The following is a 15,287-nucleotide window of genomic DNA, read 5'->3' as shown; positions in this document are numbered from 1 at the left end:
TTTTCTATCTCACGAAAAACAGGTAAAGTAACTTTATAACGCGCTGAATGGACTCAAAAAATGTACTTTAGAAAAAATGTATGGCTGATCTTTTATGCCATAGTGGTGGTCAGTACACTTGCCCTTATAGCAATGACCTATAACAAATATCAATCCATAAAAACGCAACAAGACTTGGAAAACACTTCCATTGCCCAATTGTTGTCCCAGTCTTTTCGAGCCACACTTATACAGAATGAACTGCTATTAGATGTGCTAGGCAGCCGCCTGCTTGAAAATGACCTTTATAAGAACCATCACAAAACCCACCTTCTGCTTAAAAAAATGCTGGCGACCAAACCCTCTTTGGCTGGCTTTGGCCTATTAACACCGGATGGCAACTACATTGCGCTGAGTGGCAATATGGACAATCTATCCAAAACGCCAAACCTTTTAAAACAGCCCGAGTCTCACGATTCATTCAAAAAAACACTAGCGTCCTCCAAAATGGTCTTAGGCCGTACCTATTACTTCCCACCCTTGAAGTCATGGGTCATTCCCTTACGCAAAGCATTGCACGACAAGGATGGTAAGGTCGTTGCTGTCATGACAACAGGCATACGCTTAAACAACACCCAATTTTTAGGTGTGAATAACTTTGCGGACAACAAACATGCTGTTTTCATCAATGCTGCCAATCGTTTCCGGCTCTATGCTAGTGGTGCGAAACCAAGCCAATTTCAAATGCTTTACAACGAACCCGTCAAAGGCGAGCTTGTTAAACACGCTGCGCAAGTGCTGGCAAAAAATTACAACACAACCCTTGAACAAGTCTATCAAGCAAATAAAAGTCGTGTATTTTTAATGACTGGTCGCTCCGACTTCTTGCAGCAAAAAGCTCATTCAGTAGCCGTTTACGACCCAACCTATCAAATATGGACTTTCTTTCTTCAACCCGCTTCGAATACAAGCAACAAACTGCTAGATGCCCTTTTCCAATATGTCATTATCTTTGCGATCACGAACCTGGTTATATTCTGGCTGTTCTGGATTATTTCGAATTATGAAGAACGAATTAAAAAGCAACTGGTCTATCAGGCGAACCATGATCCTTTAACCGGTTTATACAGTCGAAACTACCTCGAAAAAGAGCTTTCACCGACTGTAGACCCCCGACAATTTTCTGTGTTATTTATCGATTTGGACAACTTCAAAACCATCAACGATAATTTTGGACACAAAATAGGCGATCAGATTCTTTCTGAAGTGGCGAGGCGCTTGGCTGTTTTCGTAGAAAAAGGTGAATACCTTATTCGATTTGGTGGAGATGAGTTTTTACTGTTTATTTTTCAAGAAAGAGACGAGCAAACTATTGCCAGAGAGGTTATCGATGCCTTATCACAACACTACTTTGTTGAAGGGATGCAGTTCATTTTGGGGGCTTGCATTGGTATTGCCCATACAGACTCCAAACAAATACCGATTGAAACGCTGATTTCTCAAGCGGATATTGCCATGTACGCTGCTAAGCAACGTAAAAACGCGATTGAATATTTTTCAGATGCTTTATACCAAAAAAGTGCCCGTAAAATGCAAATTGAGCAACAGCTCAGAACCGCACTGCAAAAAGACGAAATTTTCATCATGTACCAGCCGCAACTGAAAGCAGATGGCTCATTGCATGGTGTTGAAGCGCTTGCCCGTTGGAACAACGAGGTATTAGGTCTTATTCCACCAGACGAGTTTATACACATCGCCGAAGAAATCGGCTTAATGCCAGAAATGGGCCGGTATATTGCTCAACGTGCGATGAAGGAAATCTGTGCGCTACAGGACAAGTTTTCACTGACGTTTAAGCTCGGCATTAACATATCTGTTAAACAATTCCTTGAACCTCAATTTTTGGATCAATTTCAAAGCTGTCTTTCTCACTGTTCAATTAACCCAGTTAACCTGACGCTTGAAGTCACTGAATCGGTGTTTATCGAAGAAATAGATACCCTGCTACCTTTACTTTATAAACTCAAATCCTTTGGAGCAGCCATTTCGTTAGATGACTTCGGAACAGGCTATTCCTCTTTAAACCTTCTACGTCAACTGCCTTTAGATGAGCTCAAAATAGACAAAAGTTTTGTGGATCACATCCAAGAGAATGAAAAAGATCAGGGAATGGCTTCAACCATTATCAATATCGCTAAAAAAATGGATGCTCAACCGCTTGCCGAAGGCATTGAAAACAAGGAACAATTTGAACTTCTTAAACAATTCGGCTGTGAAATTTTTCAAGGTTATTATTTTTCAAAACCCTTAACCATAAGTGATTTAGAAGAATATTTAACTCACCATTTTTCTAATGAAAATAATTTGTGAAAACTTCAAATTCTAGCTGTATAATTCGCCGCCCTTTGTCAGTAACCGGTAAATAATTCAATTCTTCAAAAACGCCAAAGGGACAATTGACTTAGATTCTCGTCTAGCGTATGTTCAACCTTGACACCACTCAATTTTGAGGAATTTTCTATGAAAATCGCCATCTTATCCCGTGAACCCGAACTTTATTCTACGCAGCGTCTTGTTAAAGCTGCTGAAGAGCGTGGTCATGAAGTAGAAGTAATCGATGCTTTACGCTGCTACATGAATATCACATCTAACAACCCTCACATTCACTATCAAGGGCGAATATTGGATGATTTTGATGCGGTGATTCCTCGTATCGGTGCTTCTATTACCTTTTATGGTACGGCAGTATTGCGTCAGTTTGAAATGATGGGCGTTTATCCATTGAATGAATCCGTCGCAATTGCGCGTTCGCGAGACAAACTCCGAAGCTTACAGCTACTTTCCAGAAAAGGCGTCGGCTTGCCGGTTACCGGTTTTGCGCATTCACCAGATAATGTCGACGACCTCTTACAAGAAGTTGGTGGTGCACCTGTCGTCGTGAAACTGCTTGAGGGAACACAGGGTGTAGGAGTTGTTTTAGCAGAAACGCATTCGGCAGCGGAAAGTGTTATACAGGCCTTTCATGGTTTAAAAGCGAATATCCTGGTACAGGAGTTTATTGAAGAAGCGAAAGGCGCCGATATCCGTTGCTTTGTGGTAGGCGGCAAAGTGATTGCTGCAATGAAACGCCAAGGAAAAGAAGGCGAATTCCGCTCCAATTTACACCAGGGCGGTTCAGCGACGCTGGTTCGCATTACACCACAGGAGCGTGCAACCGCTATCCGGGCTGCAAAAGTCATGGGGTTGAATGTATGCGGTGTTGACCTTCTGCGTTCTAATAACGGGCCTTTGGTTATGGAAGTGAACTCATCTCCAGGACTAGAGGGGATTGAAGCATCTTCGGCAAAAGATGTGGCAACGATGATCATCCAGTTTATTGAGAAAAATGCCAAGCCTCACAACACCCGAACCAAAGGCAAGGGTTAACAATAGGTTAACGCGGATATGCAAAAGAACACTCCTATCACCATTGGCGGCATTACCGTTCAACCTGGAGAGCGTAAAACCATCGACCTTGTGGTCGGTAAACTTTACACCCACAGTGAATTAACCATGCCTGTCCAGGTATTATGTGGTCGTCAAGCCGGCCCGGTTTTGTTTGTTTGTGCTGCGGTTCATGGCGATGAGCTAAATGGCGTGGAAATTATTCGTCGCCTACTAAAGGTTAAATCACTCAACAGACTCAAAGGGACTTTAATCGCCGTGCCTATCGTCAATTTGCATGGTTTTATCCATCATAGTCGCTACTTGCCTGACCGCCGAGACCTCAACCGTAGCTTTCCAGGTTCAGAAAAAGGGTCTGTTGCTTCGCGAATGGCGTATTTATTTTTAAATGAAGTGGTCGCACAATCAACGCATGGAATCGACATACATACTGGCGCCATCAACCGCACCAACCTGCCTCAAATTCGCGCAATGCTAGATGATCCTGAAACACTTAATCTAGCACAAGCGTTTGGCGCACCACTTATTCTGAATAGCGAGTTACGCCCTGGTTCATTGCGCGCAGCTACCGTTAAGAAAAACATTCCCGTACTACTTTATGAGGCCGGCGAAGCTTTAAGGTTTGATGAGGTATCCATTCGTGCCGGTGTTCGAGGTATTATCAACGTGATGCGCGAACTGAATATGATTACCAAATCAAGAACATCTCAATCATCTGGTGCATCTGTTGTAGCGCGTTCAAGTTTTTGGATGCGAGCACCTCATAGCGGTATTTTCCGTTCTCTTGTACCCGATGGTAAACGAGTCATTGCCAATCAAACGCTTATGGGCATTGTTTCTGATCCCTTCGGCGAATCGGAAATTGAACTCTATGCTCCGAATAACGGTATTGTTATCGGTCAAATGCGTATGCCGTTAGTGAATGAAGGAGAAGCCTTGTACCATATTGCTAAGTTTGCTCGAAGCGATATTGCTGCCGACGTTGTGGATGAATTTACCGAAGAAATCTCTGACGAAGCCCCTTATTATTCAGATGATTTTCCGGTAATCTGATAGAACAATAAACTCTGGACGAGAAACATGATTGAGCTGACATTTTCCAAACTCCCCCTTATGCATTTGCTGCTGAGTATTGTTATCTTGGTCGGTCTGGTTATAACAAACTGGGCATCCAGCAAACTTTTACTTTCATTGGGTAAAAACAAAAAAGTGCCTCTCATCAGGGTTGTGCATGTGCGCAAATATTTCCGCATCATTGCCTTCTTAACAGCGGTGATGCTGTTATTGGCTGTTTGGGGTATCGATTACCGTGGACTTTGGGTGTTTGCGTCATCCATTCTTGCTGTACTGGGTGTTGCCTTGGTCGCGCAATGGTCGATTCTGTCAAACATTACCGCTGGTGTTATTTTATTTTTTGCATTACCGATACGCATTGGCGACGAAGTAGAAATCATTGATGGTGCGAACAGCCTTAAAGGCAAGATCGTTGAAATCAATATTTTCCACGTCTTACTCAAAGATGAGCATGGTGATCTGCTCACCTACCCTAATAGCTTGATTTTGCAGCGTCCTATCCGAAAAATGGTCATTGAAGCAGCTCAAACAAAGGTTGATAAGAAAAATACTTTTGTCGCTAAAATACGAAGTCGCTTACAAAAACGTAATGAAGCTGATTAACAACTAGGCTGGGGAAAAGGCTTTACCCCAGCCTGGCAGATTTTAAATCTCTGACAGTTCTTTCTAAAGAACCTCTTCGCCATAGAATTTTCGGTAATAGCGAATCACCAGCATCTTGACTATATCGTTGAATACAAACCATATCATCGCATATGCCCAAATACCAATTGCCCACTCCCAGCCGATAGGCGTCATCAGATCAAAGCCGTAAACGGCCAACACCGTACCGAACACCGCACTCGCTAAACTCGCCCAAAAAAGTTGTTTGGAGGGTCTAGGTTGTTTGTAGAACCAATCATCAATACGAGTATTAAAAATCGTGCCATGCCCCGCGACCACCAACTTCAGGAAGAACAGCGTCTGTATAAATTCCAGCGTCAGATGCATTTGGGTCATGGTAATCCAGAACAACATGAACGAAGACAAGACCCCTGCCATCCCCATCCAAAAAGACAAGACCAACACCTCTTTCATATCCCAACGAACAGGTTGGGTTCGCACCTTGGTGTTGTCATAGGCAATGGTCAGGATCGGAATATCGTTGAGCAAGGCAAGCATAATAATCATCAGTGCCGTGATCGGATAAAACTGGAACACCACAATCGCCAAGGTCATAAAGATAATGACGCGTATCGTTTCAGCGATACGATAAATGGTGTAGCTCTTCATCCGCTCGAAGGTAATACGAGCCTGCATGATGGCGTCGTTAATGACACCAATCCCCGGTGCAGTGAGGACAATATCCGCCGCGGCACGTGCCGCATCAGTCGCCCCCGGTACAGCAATACCACAGTCAGCCTTTTTCAGTGCTGGCGCATCGTTGACGCCATCCCCCGTCATACCGACAATATGATTCGCTTTTTGCAGAACATCAACGATTTTGTACTTATCTTCGGGGATAACCTCGGCAAAAATATCAACTCGCTCTATCATCTCCAAAATGCTTGATTCATGTGTATGCAAAAGTTCTTTATCCAGCTGACTGGTATCAAACTCTTGCTGAAGGTCATCCATAACCTGCTGTGCAAAATCTTTAGATGCCTTCATATCTGCTAGAGGCGTTAAACGATGGTAAATGGCTTCCGTCAAAGTCGTCAGTAAGTTTTTCAGCGTATCTTCTGTCGCACCCGTCAACTGTTTTGCCCGGATAGATTGTTTCGGAAAACCTAAAATTGTTCCGGTTTCGCGGGCAATAGCAAGGTTGTCTCCGGTGACCATCTTAGGGTGAACACCATGATCTCGCATGCTTTGCAGCACTTCTGCCGACTCATCTCGAGGCGGATCATAAAGTGGAATCAACCCTAGAAACTGCCACCCCTCATCCTGATTGAGTGTTTCCAATTCGGCATGAATAGCGGTTTTGGCAACCGCCAATGTACGATAGCCCTTTAGCGCTAACTCATCAATTGTTTCGTTAATATTGGCTTGCTCATCATCATCCAAGCCACACATTTCCAGCAGAATTTGCGCAGCCCCTTTCGAGACTTTTTGATAGCCATCTTGCGAGCGAACCATCGCTTCTGTGCGTTTACTGACAGGGTCGAAAGGGATAAAACTGACTTGTTCAAACTGCGTTAAATCGACTTGTGAAAACTCGGTTGAGAGGTAATCGTAAATCGGCACCTCAATCGCATCGTTATTTTCTTTTTTCGAGGCTAAAGCCGCGGTTAAAAACAAAGTTTCTTCAGAAATTTCTTTATAGTTAATCGGCTGAATCACCGACATTTTATTTTGGGTTAGCGTTCCCGTCTTATCAAGACAAAAAACATCGACGCCTGCCAGCTCTTCTATTGCCACTAAACGACTGACAATCGCTTGTTTCCGAGCCAGGTTCATCGCACCCACTGCTAGAGTGACCGACAACACCGCTGGCAAAGCAACAGGGATTGCCGCTACCGTCAAGACCAACGCAAAACGAACCACCTCCAGCATGTTTTCGTGATTGAGAAATGCTGAAACCAGAATAATAGCGATCATCAAAATCGTAATGCCAATCAAGAAGTTACCCACTTTGATAACCATTTTTTGGAAATGGCTCACTTCATGCAATTGCGCATTAGCAACCAGAGCAACCACATTATAGAAGTTGGTTTGATTGGCGGTATTTACTACAACAGCAAGCATTTCGCCCTGCTTAACAACGGTATTGGAATAGGCAATCTCGCCCACTTTTTTGGCGACGGGTAAAGATTCACCCGTAAGCGTGGATTGGTCTACAGAAATAAAATCGCCTTGAATCAGCTGAACATCGGCAGGGATGACGTCTCCGATTTTCAGTTTGATGACGTCGCCTGGTACCAAATCCTTGAACAGGACTTGTTTGAACACACCATCACGTCGGGTCATGATTTTATTTTCCAGCCTCTGCTTCAATGCGCTAATGGCATTCATAGCACGGGCTTCCTGGAAGAAATCGATAATGGCGTTAACAAACAACAGGATGGTGATGATGGTGAAGTCTTCCCATTTCTGAACGATGGCAGACATCAACGCAGCCGCTTCAATCATCCAGGGAATTGGCCCCCAGAAACGCTTTAAAAAACGTTTATAGGCACTTTCCGTTTTTTCTTGGATTTCGTTATAGCCGTAGGTTTGCAGTCGATTTGTCGCTTCCATTTCGGACAAACCTTTTTCAAGAGAGGTTTCTAGCTGTTGCAGAGTTTGCGAAACGTTTTGCGATTCATAATCATTGGTTGATTTCATGGTATGTCGCCTTTGCTGAAAAGTTTTCCAGTACGCTTAGCCTATAGCGTCAAACCAATGCTACAGGAATCCCATAAAGAAATGAAGGTATTAGGTTAATTGTAATGATGTTGACAGACTAATACGAATTGCACCAGCCTGCCAGAGTTTTAACTTTAAAATTCTCCCCACTCATCGTCATTCCCTTTTACGACTTGTAAAGGTGTCGGGAGTTGGTGGGATGAGTTCGATGGTTTCTCAAACTTCTTAGGCAATGCTTGGACTTTAGAGATTGGTGTCGGAGCTGTTCTAGTCGGTGATTCTGAAACCTTTGAGGTTGTGCCTGTTTTAAAATAAGACATATCTTTTGACAGCACTTCCGCTTGGTCACTCATACTTTCGGCCGCCGCAGTCGTTTCTTCCACCAAGGCGGCATTCTGTTGTGTGACCTGGTCTATCTGACCAATTGCCTGATGAACCTGACTAACCCCTTCCGCTTGTTCTTCAGAAGCCTTCGCTATCTGCTCAATCATTTTGGTGACAGAATCAATCGATTCATTAATGACACCTAACACTCCGCCCGATTGTGAAGCCAATTCTGTTCCTTGGTTGATGCGATTTACACTTTCGTCAATCAAGGTTTTGATGTCTTTTGCCGCTTCGGCAGACTTTTGTGCCAACGAACGGACTTCACCAGCAACAACGGCAAAGCCACGGCCATGCTCGCCAGCTCTGGCAGCTTCAACCGCAGCATTTAGCGCCAGCAAATTGGTTTGGAAAGCAATACCATCAATCAAGGTGACAATGTCGGCAATCTTGTGACTGGATTCCTGAATCTTTTCCATGGCATCAATTGTCTGCCCCATTACTTCTGAGCCTTGAGAGGATTGCGTTCTAACTTCAGACGCGAGTTTTGCCGCATCCATCGCACTTTGCGTATTGGCTTGCACTGCAGAATTCATCTCATCCATGGTGGCAGACGTTTCTTCCAATGCTGCCGCTTGCTCCTGAACGCGTTGGCTTAAATCCGTCGCCCCTTGCGACACCTCTGAAGCTGCCGTATTAACAATACCAGCGGCTTGCACAGCCTTCGCAACCGTATCGCTCAATTTACCAATCGATTGATTCATCGCATCAGACAAAGTTTTCAGATCACCTCTAAACTCGCCTTGGCAACTCTGTGTCAGATCACCCTCGGCTTGCGCCAGAACCACTGTAGCAATGACATCCATCGCTTGTTTCAAACGAACCATAGAGTCGTTGATTGCATTTTTCATCTCAAGCAATTCGCCTCTTGCCTCAGCCTCTACCTGATGATTGAATTCACCTTCGTTCATCGCTGCCATTACACGGCTAATATCAGAAATAACCGTACTCATTGCGTTCATTGATTTATCAACCATTTCACGGAAAGCAGCCTCTACACGGTTGTCCATCCGAACGGAGAAGTCACCGTCATACAATCCTTCCATGACCTTTTTCAATTCAGACATGGTAAAGGCAACGCTCTCAGCACTGGCATTTACCCCGTCTTTCAGAACCAATAAATCTCCCTTAAGATCTGCCTGAACACGTTGAGCAAAATTCCCTTTGGCAATAGCTTGCACCACATGATTCGCTTCCGTTACAGCTGTTTGTGTATTGGTTAACATATCATTAACCGAATGCGCCATAGCACCGATTTCATCTTGTCTGCTTTCATCTGCACGAATTGAGAAATCACCTGTTTTGGTAATTTTAGCCAAGCGTGATTCAATGGCATGCAAACCTCTTGAAACCGAACGAGGAATCAGTGTAGCGATTAGTGCCGAAATCAATACGATCAACAGAGAAATACCAATTGAGAATTCAATAATTTGTTTGTTGAGAAGAGTAATATGTTGTCCGATACGTTCCTGTTCATCGCGAATCGAAACTTTTACTTTCTCAGACATACTGGAAATATGATGGCCTGTTGCATCCAACTGATGTTCTACTAAGTGGCTAATTTGATTCGTGGTTTGTACCAATTCTGACAATGCCTGTGCATAGTCTTTAATTTGTGACTGGAGGATTACTGTCGAACCTTTAGCTGAGGTTTCTAGATAAGGTATTAAGGCAATCAAATCCGTTTGTAACTGCGCTAAATCTTTCTGCGCCAGATCAGCGTCAGAAGCTTGTTTGGTCTGAATAAATTTTGCGGCATGCAATCTTGCTTCAAGCAAATCATGCATTGCGGACGTCGCTATAAATGCCGCCTGATCGTTATGCATTTTCTCCACCGTAAGTAACATATCCTTCATGCGCTTAGTCATGCTAGAGCCTTTGACATCAAGCGTATCTTCCACCAATTGATGACTTTGCGTCATCAGGGATTTCACTTGTTCAAAACCCTGTTTGTACTCTGCCAAATCTTTATCTATTGCTTGAATGGCTGCTAAACGTTTAGGTTCCGAAATTTCACGATGGGCTTTGCTCAATAAATTCGATGTTTTTTGAAATGCACTATTAAAAGTTTTAAGCTCAGACGCTTCGCTAGAGTCTAAATATCTTTGTACAGACAAACGCATATCCAACATATTGGACTGGATACGAGCTGCTAAAACTGAGTTACTTGAAATATGACGAAATTCGTTAAACCCGTCGGCCGATTCGTTGATCTTAGTGACACTAAACCAAGATAGACCAACAATCATAATAATCAGAACAGCGAAACTCCAAATAAGTTTTGCTTTAATGGTTTTAAACATTGCACCCCCAATATATAAATAGCTCTATCTAAAGCATTAAATAACCTTATTAGATTTTACGGCAAAAAGGCAGGGGATTTTATGAACACACCATGAATGAAGCATGGTCAAACAATGGTTATTACAAGGGAGCACAGGCAGCTCCCAGAAAGGCTTTATAGACTCAGCGTTCTAACTGGATTAAAGGCGTGTTTTCTTTATAAACTGTTGTGCCGGTTGGTGCATTGATTTTCTTCACTCGGGCATTGACAGGGGATTTAATCACAAAATACTTTGCCCAAGCCAGGTAATACTCTAAATCTGCTTTTGCTTTCTGAAAAGCTTGGTTAGCCAGATCATAGGCCAATTGTGCCGCATCTCTTTCGCGCGTAGCTGTCACAGTACGATCATACAAATCCAAAGCCTGATCCAGATTGATTTTTTGATCTGCTAACTTTAATTTCGCCATCTGAAGTGATGCTGTCATTGAGCGCAATTTCGCTTGATAACGCGTATCATCAATCCTCATCAAAAGCTGCCCTTTTTTCACATGTTGACCAGGTTTAACCGACACCTGAATGACCTGACCAGCAACTAAGGCACCTATCTGTATCGTTTGAGCATAGGCGGAAAAACTTAACCCAGCCCACACAAGGCCTGACACAACCAAAGTTTTCAAAACAGAAAAATGAAACACTTTCATAAAAAACCCTTTTAAACGACCGCCCCATCAATACAAGCGGAATTGAATGTTTAACGATACTTATCTAACGCTATCGCTTGTCCAGTTAAATAGCCCAGTTTTGCCCAATCTAATGCATACTGAAAGCTTGTCATAATTGTTTGATAATTTGCCTCAGACAAACGTACCATGGAATCCCCAAGGTCCGTTTTTGATTCATTTTCATAAAGACCACGACTATAGTCTAAATATAAATCTGCATAGTTCGAAAAAGCAGTATTTTGCTTGCGTTGCGCCTTATTTAACTGCAATTTGAAGTAAACATCCGCCACCTGATCTCTCAGCGACTGCTCCATGGCTTTAACATCTGCTTGAGCCTGCATCATTTTTGCACGCGCTTCGCTCATTTTTGCCGACTGGCTGCCGCTATCATATAACGGATAATCCATCGATAAATCAAAACGCCAACGACCTTCTCTTTGATACTCATAGCTTGATAATTTTCCACCCCAAGCATCAACTCTAAATGTAGGTTTATCTCCAGCTGACTGACTCTCCATCTGATAGTTAGCGGCCTTTAATTTCAGCTTTAGACTTTGTAATTGCAAGTTATTTGCCAAAGCTTCTTTTTGATAATCATCTAAAGACTTTAAAGGTCTTTTCAGCAATCCTTTCAAGCTTGGAAACTTCAATTTATCAGGTAAATTCTGTGGCTGGCCTAAGAGGTTTGCCAAGTCGGTACGTGTCCGTCGCTGCTCATACTCCGAATGCATACGTTTAACGTAGGACTTTTCATATTCTGCTTGCAGGCGACTGTACTCAACATCTGATATTTGCCCCAACTCATGTTTATCTTTGGCCTTATCCATCGTCACATAGACGGTCGCCATATCTTCATTATCGATTCGATACTGATAGTCCGACAAAATCACATTAAAAAATCCCTGCATCAAACGCAGTTGGAACTGAATAACTTGATCTTGATTTAACTCAGACTCAGCATCCGATAAAGTCAACTGAGAGGATTGAGCAGCCTCTGTTTTGCCGAAATCATAGAGTTGCTTGCCAACATGCAATGCGAGCAAATGGTTGTCTTGTGTTTCGTTAGCATACTCACGCCAACCTAAGCGCCCCATTAAATCCAATTCGACGCCATCCGTCGCTTTGGATTGTTGGTATTTTGCCAACGCTTGTTGTTGCTTTGCCTGACTCAAAAGAACTTGAGGGCTGACGCTATGCGGCAAATTCATAATGCTTTCAAGAGTTAAGGGATCGGGTAAAGTTGTCTGCGGAACCACCTGCGTTTGCGACATTTTTTGCACTGGTACGGCAGGGTTAGCAGATACAGGTGTTGGCGCTGTTTTATCTTCAGCCGCCATCGCTGGCGCCACGGCGCACAACAGCAATACAGAAAAATAAATAGGCTTTAAACCTTTTAAATTCGTCATAGTCAATGTGATGTTATTGAAGATCATAGAGCACCTTTTATTTAGGGTGCTATTGATTTCATATGTTCTCTTTTATAACGGGTAAACTTGGTGGTTTTATAAGCGCCATCCACAATAAATTGACCCATCAGCATAAATTCTTGTTTGGTACGTGTTGGCCCGGTATAGCGTAAAATTCGCTTACCTTCTAAGTTGACAAACATCAATACAGGCGTCGCTCTAACACGGTATTTTTTTTCAGAGAGCTCTTGTGAAGTGCCGGTCGTACCGTCAAAGTCGGTCATTTCGTTTGACCCTTCAATATCAATCGAAAAAGCCAAAAAATGCTTTTTGTAGTACTTAATGACATCCGGCTGATTCAGAATAGTGGTTTCCATACGATGACAAAAAGGACAATCACTCATTTGGAAAAACAAAAAGATACCTTGTTTACCTTCTTCTTTAGCCGTTTCCAGCTCATCCTGAAGGTTACCAAAAGTCTCGTCAAAGAAATCTGCAGCCTGACTATAGCCCGGTGCTAATGCAACCAATAAACTACTCATCAGAATTAACGTTCTAACCGAGCTTTTAAACCACTTTGTCATAATGTCACCTTTGCCAATATCTCGAAAATGCATATCCACTTCTAGTTAAACGGAATAATAGAGCATTCTATTCCTTAAACCGTGAAGTCATTGTGGAAAACCAACGGTAGCTTACTTGAGTCCATTCACGAAAACACCTGGCAGGTAGTTTACAACGAGTACTCCATCTGATTCAAACTCTTTTACTAACACTTGTTAGTTTTTTAAACAATTAACCTAATTTAAACAAAAACCTTCTTTGATTGCGCATTTTAGATAGCCGACCTAATGCATCTAACCTACCCTTTCTTTATTAAGATTAAGGATAAATTTATGCCATTTTTTAAAGAAAGGGACCCTATTCGTAATATTGGACTATTGGCCGGTTTTTTTAGCTGTACGTCTGCTATAGCTGCGCAACCAACTGTACCCGATGCAGGTTCTTTATTAAGAGACCTTGAAAAAAACACGCCTCAACAAGCACCTGCAACAGATCATAAAAGCCAACTACCAGCTCCAATGAAAGACACTGGGATAAAAATCAAACTTCAATCTGTCGAATTCAAAGGGTTTGAGAGCTTAGCGACCAACAAAGAACTGCAATCACTTGTCAAACCAGCCATAGGACAAAAACTCGGATTCAACGGATTACAACACTTGGCTGATCTTGTTACCGAATACTTGGTAAACAAAGGCTTTTTTCTCGCGTTTGCCTATCTGCCAGAACAAGACGTCAGTAATGGACATTTAATCATTACTGCACAGCTTGGCCAAATTGAGTCTAACGGAAAATGGTATAGAAAGGACAAAGGCAAAGGGATCAACCTATCTAGTGAGCAAATTTCAGGTACCTTGAACTATAACTTAAAACCCGAAACCCCCAGAGCAATTCGCGTTGGGCTTATGGAAAGAGGGCTATTGATTTTCAATGACCTATCCGGCGTTAAAGCAACCTCAACACTGGCTAGAGGGTCAGAACCTGGCACGACCCGAATGAATGTTCTATTGAAGGCAACGCCCCGCTATACAGGTAACGCCTGGCTAGATAACTATGGCAACCGTTACACGGGCAGTGCACGAGTCAATGCGCTCGGAAAAATCAACAATGTCAGCGGCATAGGCGATCAACTGAATGCAACCGCCTCGGTTACGCAAAATCTAAAATATGCCAGGCTGGGGTACCAAGCGCCAGTTGGATACAGTGGCTTAACCGCCAATGCCAACCTAAGCTTTATGAACTACACCTTGGGAGAAGACCTATCCAATTTAGGTTATAGCGGTAGCGCAGCAACCCTCTCCGGCGGATTAAGGTATCCAATTACACGTTCTCGCCAAAAAAACCTTTATGCCAGCGCCACACTTGACTACCAATCTTTAGAAGACAAACAAAACGCTGCCACTATTCGTGACCGAAAATACACCAATTTGACCCTAGAATTAAACGGCGACAACTGGGATCGTTGGCGCGCTGGCGGCTTAAACAACTATGGCATCAGCTTGACGCTAGGTGACCTTGATCGAAAAGGGAACCAGACTGACTACAACTACGATCAAAGCACCGCAAAAACCCAAGGGTTCTTCACCAAGCTCAACTTAAATGCTTCACGCCTACAAAAACTGACTCATCGTAGTAGCTTGTTAATGAAAGCAAATCTACAACCCTATGCATCAGGCAACCTAGATTCATCTGAAAAATTCAGTTTAGGCGGGCCCAATGGGCTTAGAGCCTATCCGGTCGGTGAAGGAACGGGAGATTTGGGTTGGTTGCTTTCTTTAGAAGGGCGTTATGACCTCCCCAAATCATTTATTCCCAACAGTAAGCTTCAATTGCAAACCTTTATTGACACTGGTCATGTCACCTTGCAAGCAAACCCATGGGCTGGCTATGTGCCAGCCAACACCAACAAAACCAATGACTATCAGATGTCAGATTTCGGCATCGGCGCAACCCTAAGCCAAGCTGGGCGTTACAGCCTGCAAGCCAGTTACGCTTGGAAACTCAATGACCAAGTCAATGACCGAACCACCACTGGCAAAGACACCGAAAACCAAGCCAATAGCGGACGCTTTTGGCTACAAGCCATTGCCTGGTTCTAAGGAGATA

General features: G+C 43.3%; 10 protein-coding genes. 5 read left to right on the top strand and 5 right to left on the bottom strand.

Features of this window, described 5'->3' with window-relative positions:
- The first annotated feature begins 60 nt into the window (after window positions 1–60).
- The 4 genes from N745_RS0100545 (at window position 61) to N745_RS0100530 (ending at window position 5,100) form a co-directional block, all read left to right on the top strand.
- On the top strand, window positions 61–2,349 hold the full coding sequence (locus N745_RS0100545) for a bifunctional diguanylate cyclase/phosphodiesterase (RefSeq protein WP_024850194.1): 2,289 nt from the start codon (window positions 61–63) through the stop codon (window positions 2,347–2,349).
- Between the two features lie 150 nt (window positions 2,350–2,499).
- Window positions 2,500–3,405: a 30S ribosomal protein S6--L-glutamate ligase gene (gene rimK, locus N745_RS0100540; protein ID WP_024850193.1), complete on the top strand. Its 906-nt coding sequence runs from the start codon at window positions 2,500–2,502 to the stop codon at window positions 3,403–3,405.
- 18 nt (window positions 3,406–3,423) lie between these two features.
- The gene (locus N745_RS0100535; RefSeq protein ID WP_024850192.1) at window positions 3,424–4,476 is read left to right on the top strand and encodes a succinylglutamate desuccinylase/aspartoacylase family protein; all 1,053 of its coding nucleotides are present in this window, start codon (window positions 3,424–3,426) and stop codon (window positions 4,474–4,476) included.
- A 27-nt stretch (window positions 4,477–4,503) separates the two neighbouring features.
- The gene (locus N745_RS0100530) at window positions 4,504–5,100 is read left to right on the top strand and encodes a mechanosensitive ion channel domain-containing protein (RefSeq protein ID WP_024850191.1); all 597 of its coding nucleotides are present in this window, start codon (window positions 4,504–4,506) and stop codon (window positions 5,098–5,100) included.
- Between the two features lie 63 nt (window positions 5,101–5,163).
- On the opposite strand, the gene N745_RS0100525 is transcribed toward N745_RS0100530, so the two are convergent.
- From N745_RS0100525 to N745_RS0100505, 5 genes are all read right to left on the bottom strand, one after another.
- Complete coding sequence (locus N745_RS0100525; protein ID WP_024850190.1) at window positions 5,164–7,803, bottom strand: plasma-membrane proton-efflux P-type ATPase; 2,640 nt, start codon at window positions 7,801–7,803, stop codon at window positions 5,164–5,166.
- 155 nt (window positions 7,804–7,958) lie between these two features.
- On the bottom strand, window positions 7,959–10,511 hold the full coding sequence (locus N745_RS11510) for a methyl-accepting chemotaxis protein (protein WP_024850189.1): 2,553 nt from the start codon (window positions 10,509–10,511) through the stop codon (window positions 7,959–7,961).
- 163 nt (window positions 10,512–10,674) lie between these two features.
- Window positions 10,675–11,193: an efflux RND transporter periplasmic adaptor subunit gene (locus tag N745_RS0100515; RefSeq protein WP_024850188.1), complete on the bottom strand. Its 519-nt coding sequence runs from the start codon at window positions 11,191–11,193 to the stop codon at window positions 10,675–10,677.
- Between the two features lie 50 nt (window positions 11,194–11,243).
- Window positions 11,244–12,620, bottom strand: a complete 1,377-nt coding sequence (locus tag N745_RS0100510) for a TolC family protein (RefSeq protein ID WP_245595649.1) — start codon at window positions 12,618–12,620, stop codon at window positions 11,244–11,246.
- Window positions 12,621–12,661: 41 nt separating this feature from the next.
- Window positions 12,662–13,204 (bottom strand): thioredoxin family protein, encoded by a 543-nt coding sequence (locus N745_RS0100505; protein ID WP_051453407.1) that lies wholly within the window; start codon window positions 13,202–13,204, stop codon window positions 12,662–12,664.
- A 312-nt stretch (window positions 13,205–13,516) separates the two neighbouring features.
- Between N745_RS0100505 and N745_RS0100500 the strand changes: the two genes are divergently transcribed.
- Window positions 13,517–15,280, top strand: a complete 1,764-nt coding sequence (locus N745_RS0100500) for a ShlB/FhaC/HecB family hemolysin secretion/activation protein (protein ID WP_024850185.1) — start codon at window positions 13,517–13,519, stop codon at window positions 15,278–15,280.
- Window positions 15,281–15,287 lie beyond the last annotated feature (7 nt).

Origin of the sequence: Hydrogenovibrio kuenenii DSM 12350 (genome assembly GCF_000526715.1) — a bacterium.
Lineage (GTDB): Bacteria > Pseudomonadota > Gammaproteobacteria > Thiomicrospirales > Thiomicrospiraceae > Hydrogenovibrio > Hydrogenovibrio kuenenii.
Note: the sequence above shows the minus strand (reverse complement) of the source record. Positions and strands in the feature narration are given on the sequence as shown.

Coding starts and splice junctions, on each gene's coding strand:
- N745_RS0100510 (WP_245595649.1), bottom strand. CDS start 12,620: ATGACGAATTTAAAAGGTTTAAAGCCTATTTATTTTTCTGTATTGCTG.
- N745_RS11510 (WP_024850189.1), bottom strand. CDS start 10,511: ATGTTTAAAACCATTAAAGCAAAACTTATTTGGAGTTTCGCTGTTCTG.
- N745_RS0100535 (WP_024850192.1), top strand. CDS start 3,424: ATGCAAAAGAACACTCCTATCACCATTGGCGGCATTACCGTTCAACCT.
- N745_RS0100515 (WP_024850188.1), bottom strand. CDS start 11,193: ATGAAAGTGTTTCATTTTTCTGTTTTGAAAACTTTGGTTGTGTCAGGC.
- N745_RS0100500 (WP_024850185.1), top strand. CDS start 13,517: ATGCCATTTTTTAAAGAAAGGGACCCTATTCGTAATATTGGACTATTG.
- rimK (WP_024850193.1), top strand. CDS start 2,500: ATGAAAATCGCCATCTTATCCCGTGAACCCGAACTTTATTCTACGCAG.
- N745_RS0100545 (WP_024850194.1), top strand. CDS start 61: ATGTACTTTAGAAAAAATGTATGGCTGATCTTTTATGCCATAGTGGTG.
- N745_RS0100525 (WP_024850190.1), bottom strand. CDS start 7,803: ATGAAATCAACCAATGATTATGAATCGCAAAACGTTTCGCAAACTCTG.
- N745_RS0100505 (WP_051453407.1), bottom strand. CDS start 13,204: ATGACAAAGTGGTTTAAAAGCTCGGTTAGAACGTTAATTCTGATGAGT.
- N745_RS0100530 (WP_024850191.1), top strand. CDS start 4,504: ATGATTGAGCTGACATTTTCCAAACTCCCCCTTATGCATTTGCTGCTG.